The organism is Globicatella sp. HMSC072A10, from assembly GCF_001811625.1.
In the GTDB taxonomy this organism is placed as follows: domain Bacteria; phylum Bacillota; class Bacilli; order Lactobacillales; family Aerococcaceae; genus Globicatella; species Globicatella sanguinis.
Genome location: NZ_KV805797.1, coordinates 54,754 through 59,583, shown reverse-complemented (window position 1 = coordinate 59,583; position 4,830 = coordinate 54,754). Strand labels below are relative to the sequence as shown.

Sequence of the window (4,830 nt, the reverse complement as noted above, 5' to 3'; positions counted from 1 at the left end):
TTCGAAAAAACCTTTGACACTGAAGGCCATATTTGTTATGATACTTATGTTGTATTTGTGTAGCACCACATCTGCAACCGCACAAGTTGAGTTTTAAGACCTGATGGCACTTAACATGGCGAGTCTAAGTGTAGGGGAAACCCGTAAATATAATATAGGAGGTGCTTTAATGTACGCAATTATTAAAACTGGCGGTAAACAAATTAAAGTTGAAGTTGGTCAATCAATCTTTGTTGAAAAATTAGATGTAGAAGCAGGCGACAAAGTTACTTTTGATGAAGTAATCTTAGTAGGTGGCGAAACTACCAAAGTAGGAACTCCATTAGTTGAAGGCGCAACTGTTGAAGCGACTGTTGAAAAACAAGGTCGTGAAAAGAAAGTTGTAACTTTCAGATACAGACGTCGTAAAGATTCACATCGTAAACAAGGTCATCGTCAACCTTATACAAAATTAACAATTGACGCAATCAACGCTTAATTATGATTAAAATAAAAGTAATGGTTGATGAAAAACAATTGATTCAACAAATTATTACAACCGGACATGCAGGTTATGCTGATTCTGGTTTTGATATTGTTTGTGCAGCTGTTTCAAGTCAACTGATTTCGGTCGAAAATTCATTACATCAACTGATCCATGTTCCCGTTCAAACAGAAGTGAACGAAGTTGATGGAGGTTATTTAAAAATAACTTTACCAACTGAATTGACCAAAAAACAAACTGAACAATCACAACTATTATTATCACATTTAGTGTTTGCTTTAGAAGTGATTGCTGAAAGTTATCCTGAATTCGTAAAAATTCAAAATTCAAACTTTATACCATAGGAGGTGCTGTCTCATGTTGAAATTAAATTTACAATTATTCGCTACTAAAAAGGGTGGGGGTTCTACTCAAAACGGTCGTGATTCTATTGCTAAACGTTTAGGTGCTAAAGCAGCTGACGGCGAAACAGTTACTGGTGGTTCTATCCTATACCGTCAACGCGGTACTAAAATCCATCCTGGTAACAATGTAGGTCGCGGTGGCGATGATACATTATACGCTTTAGTTGAAGGCGTTGTACGCTTTGAACGTAAAGGTAAAAAACATAAACAAGTTTCTGTTTATCCAGTTGCAGCAGAAGCTTAATTCATATATATCAAGGCTCTAGTCATTTTTCAAAAATGTATGGGGCAGAAAAAGGGGCATATTAGTTATGAAAACTAGTATGCCTTTTTTATTTTGCTAAATTTCACCGGATATAAGTGACAATTTGATGAGAATTTAGTATGATTATTATTAGAAAGTAGGGATAGGAATGACTCAAATTTTATATAATAGTACAAGAAATAATCAGAATAAATTAACGGCTGCCCAAGCCATTGTAAAAGGTATCGCCAATGATGGAGGACTATATTTTCCAGAGACCATGCCAACAATTGACTTAGATTGGGACCACTTGAAAGATGCCTCTTATCAAACAGTCGCTAAATTAGTTTTAGGAGCATTTTTTACTGATTTTACGGAAGATGAAATAGCTTATTGTGTGGATCATGCCTATGATGATAAATTTGATAATGAATTGATTGCCCCTTTAAAAGCTATTAATGAACAAGTATCGATTCTTGAATTATTTCATGGGAATACGATTGCTTTTAAAGATATGGCTTTATCGATTTTACCGTATTTATTAACCACTGCTGCTAAAAAATTAAAGATAGAAGAAGAAATAGTCATTCTAACTGCTACCTCTGGGGACACTGGAAAGGCAGCTCTAGCTGGTTTTAGCGAGGTAACGAATACACGAATAGTGGTATTTTATCCTAAAGATGGCGTCAGTGACATTCAAGAACGCCAAATGGTCACGCAGGAGGGGAATAATACTAAGGTAGTGGCAGTTAAAGGGAACTTTGATGATGCACAAACTAAAGTAAAAGAATTATTTAATGATCAAGCATTAAACAAGCAACTTAAAAAACAAGGTTTTTTACTTTCCAGTGCCAATTCCATAAATATTGGTCGATTAGTGCCACAGGTAGTTTATTATGTATATAGTTATGCTCAGTTACTAAAAAATGGTGTAATTAAATCAGGTGATCAAATCAATGTCTCGGTGCCTACGGGGAATTTTGGGAACATTTTGGCGGCTTATTTTGCTAAATTGATTGGGGTACCAATTGAAAAACTTATTTGTGCGTCTAATCGCAATAATGTATTAGTCGATTTCTTTAATGAGGGTATCTACGATAGGAGACGTCCTTTCTATTTAACAAGTTCACCATCAATGGACATTCTTGTTTCAAGTAATCTTGAAAGACTGATTTATTTATTGAATCAACGTCAAGATGACCCAACGAAAGAATGGATGGAACAATTAATTAAAGAGGGAAGCTATCAAATTAATCAGGCGGTTAAAGAACAATTAACTGATTTTTATGCTAATGAAGCAGATGATGTCTTGACTGCCACGACCATTAAAGAGGTTTATCAAGACAATCAATATATTCTTGATCCACATACGGCTGTCGCATATGCGGTATACCAACAATATCTAAAGGAAACTCAATCACAAGATCGACAAAATGTAACGGTCATTGCAGGCACTGCCAGCCCTTATAAATTCGCAGAAAGTGTGTTACATGCATTGGAAGTTGATACTGCTCAATTATCTGGACGTCAATTAATTGAAAAGTTGGCTGAAATCAGTCAAATTGAAGTGCCGTCTGCCATTGAAAATCTTTTTGATGCGCCAATTCGACATCAAGAAGTCGTGGAAATTGAAGAAATGAAAGACACTATTTTACGATTTTTATTTAAATAATGTTTTAAGTTGTTAATATTTAATGTTTAAAGTCATAACGCTTTTGCTTAAATAAAGTATACATATCAGTTAATTTGATCAATTTAATGACGTCATGAATTAAAATGAATTTTCTAGGTTGATGACTTTGGTTCATTCGGTTAATAATTAAAGCATTATAATCAATTTTCATGAGTAAAGCCTTAGGAATACAAAACTAGACTGGATTTGCGACCAATTTATTTTTGTTTAAGGCTGGGCAAAATCTTTTAAAATTCTGTTCAGGCATATCTATTTAATTAGAGCGCAGTGGTTGAGTGGCCTCAACCTGCGTCTTTTTACTTGTTTGAGGCCTACTCAACTTTGCGGGGGTGGACAGACAAAGCGAAAATCAACTGATTTTCTACTTCTTGCCCACTCCCTTAACACCTTCAATTGCCTTCCTTAATTTAACTTTAGTTTAAAGGCAATGTATAGTATAATTAATCAATGTGGGAGCTTTCCTATAATTGTCATTCAGAGAGGAAGATTATATGTCTAAAATTAAAGAAGCATTTGACAAGATCTTAGCTGAGAAGAAAATACCAGCTAATTATAAAGAAATTGAAAATGGGCACCATTTATATCGCTTGCAGTTTAAGGCCAGTGAAACAAAATTATTAATGGTCGAAATTATTATTCAAGAAAGTGAAGATCCATATGTCGATAGTCAAATTATTTATCGCCATGTTCATCTTTTAAATGATTACAATAAACGTGGTGAAGCTTTAGACTTAATCAATGAATTAAATGAAATGAAGACCGGCTATTATACTTTACATTTAGCATTGGATGGCGAAATTTTCTTAAGAAATATCATTCGCGTTGGCGAAGATGTTACGCCACTATATGAGACGGTAGTTTATGGAGCACGTATTGCTCGTGGTTTAATTCCTCCTTTAGTTGAGAAATTAGGTAAATCTGGCGAAATCGGGTAAGCTGCATGATAAATAAATATTTAAGTGAGCATCCAGAGGCGAATTTCTTTTTTCAAATATTTATTGCCTTTATATCCGCATTAATTTTCGGATTATCAATGAAATTTTTTCTAATTCCTGGAAATATTTTTAGTGCAGGAGCGCCTGGTTTAGCGCAAATAATTAATTATTTTACCCGTGAAACGGCATTAGCAGCTATTTTTACCACCGGTAATCTTTATTTCATCTTAAATATTCCGTTGATCATCTTAGCTTATTTAAAATTAGGAAAAGAATTTACTGTTATGACTTTAATAGTTGTACTCTTTTCTTCATTAGCAACCAACTTATTTCCCTTAACCTATGTTTCGCAAAACCCACTCATTAATGCAGTAATTGGTGGGGTATTAACCGGTTTAGGAACAGGTATTACCATTAAGTATGGGATGTCAAGTGGTGGATTCGATATCTTATCACTTTATTTATCGAAAACTTTTGGTTGGGATGTTGGCATGATGACTTTATTAGTTAATTCCATTATTATTATTGGATCTGGATTGTTATATAATTTAGAAACGGCTATCTTTACCTTGATTACGATTTTTGTAACCTCACGCATGATCGATGCGATTCATACTGGAGAACAACGACTAACTGCCTTTATCGTAACGAATGATGCTGCTGCAGTGACCGCTAGTATTCGAACGCGTTTAATCCGAGGTTCAACCGTCATTGAAGCCCGCGGAGGTTATACAGGCGATAAGCGTGACTTAATTATGGTAGTCATTAACCGTTATGAATTACATGATTTACAGTTAGCAGTATTAGAATCTGATAGTAAAGCATTTGTCAATATCATTCAATCAACTAAAGTCCTAGGACAGTTTTTAACTAAAGAGCAACAAAAATTAATGAAAACTCAGCCGATAAGATAAAGTTACATCTTTTATATTGTGTCTGAGTGTAGAGGAACTATCGAGTGTGCTTTTGTTAGGTACTAAAATGGATTTGAGACTGGGCATAACTTGATTAATTTGGTTAAGATTATTGTTCGTTTATTAATAGCGCAGTGGTTGAGTGGCCTCAATCTG

At 34.5% G+C, this 4,830-nt stretch carries 6 protein-coding genes and 1 other annotated feature; all 6 genes read left to right on the top strand.

The genetic code is table 11. The features are described 5' to 3' along the window. Positions 1-65: 65 nt before the first annotated feature. Positions 66-136 (top strand) — a sequence feature (ribosomal protein L21 leader region). 33 nt (positions 137-169) lie between these two features. The 6 genes from rplU to HMPREF2811_RS09165 all read left to right on the top strand — a co-directional run bounded on the left by rplU (position 170) and on the right by HMPREF2811_RS09165 (position 4,674). Next, on the top strand, positions 170-478 hold the full coding sequence (gene rplU / locus HMPREF2811_RS09190) for a 50S ribosomal protein L21 (RefSeq protein ID WP_066127078.1): 309 nt from the start codon (positions 170-172) through the stop codon (positions 476-478). A gap of 2 nt (positions 479-480) precedes the next feature. Further along, the gene (locus HMPREF2811_RS09185; RefSeq protein ID WP_071409070.1) at positions 481-828 is read left to right on the top strand and encodes a ribosomal-processing cysteine protease Prp; all 348 of its coding nucleotides are present in this window, start codon (positions 481-483) and stop codon (positions 826-828) included. A gap of 13 nt (positions 829-841) precedes the next feature. Further along, complete coding sequence (gene rpmA, locus HMPREF2811_RS09180; protein WP_066127071.1) at positions 842-1,132, top strand: 50S ribosomal protein L27; 291 nt, start codon at positions 842-844, stop codon at positions 1,130-1,132. Between the two features lie 169 nt (positions 1,133-1,301). Next, complete coding sequence (gene thrC, locus HMPREF2811_RS09175) at positions 1,302-2,804, top strand: threonine synthase (protein ID WP_071409069.1); 1,503 nt, start codon at positions 1,302-1,304, stop codon at positions 2,802-2,804. A 512-nt stretch (positions 2,805-3,316) separates the two neighbouring features. Next, positions 3,317-3,760 carry a hypothetical protein gene (locus HMPREF2811_RS09170; protein WP_066126095.1) on the top strand — a complete coding sequence of 148 codons (444 nt, stop codon included), beginning with the start codon at positions 3,317-3,319 and terminating at the stop codon, positions 3,758-3,760. A 5-nt stretch (positions 3,761-3,765) separates the two neighbouring features. Further along, positions 3,766-4,674 (top strand): YitT family protein, encoded by a 909-nt coding sequence (locus HMPREF2811_RS09165; RefSeq protein WP_084802109.1) that lies wholly within the window; start codon positions 3,766-3,768, stop codon positions 4,672-4,674. Positions 4,675-4,830 lie beyond the last annotated feature (156 nt).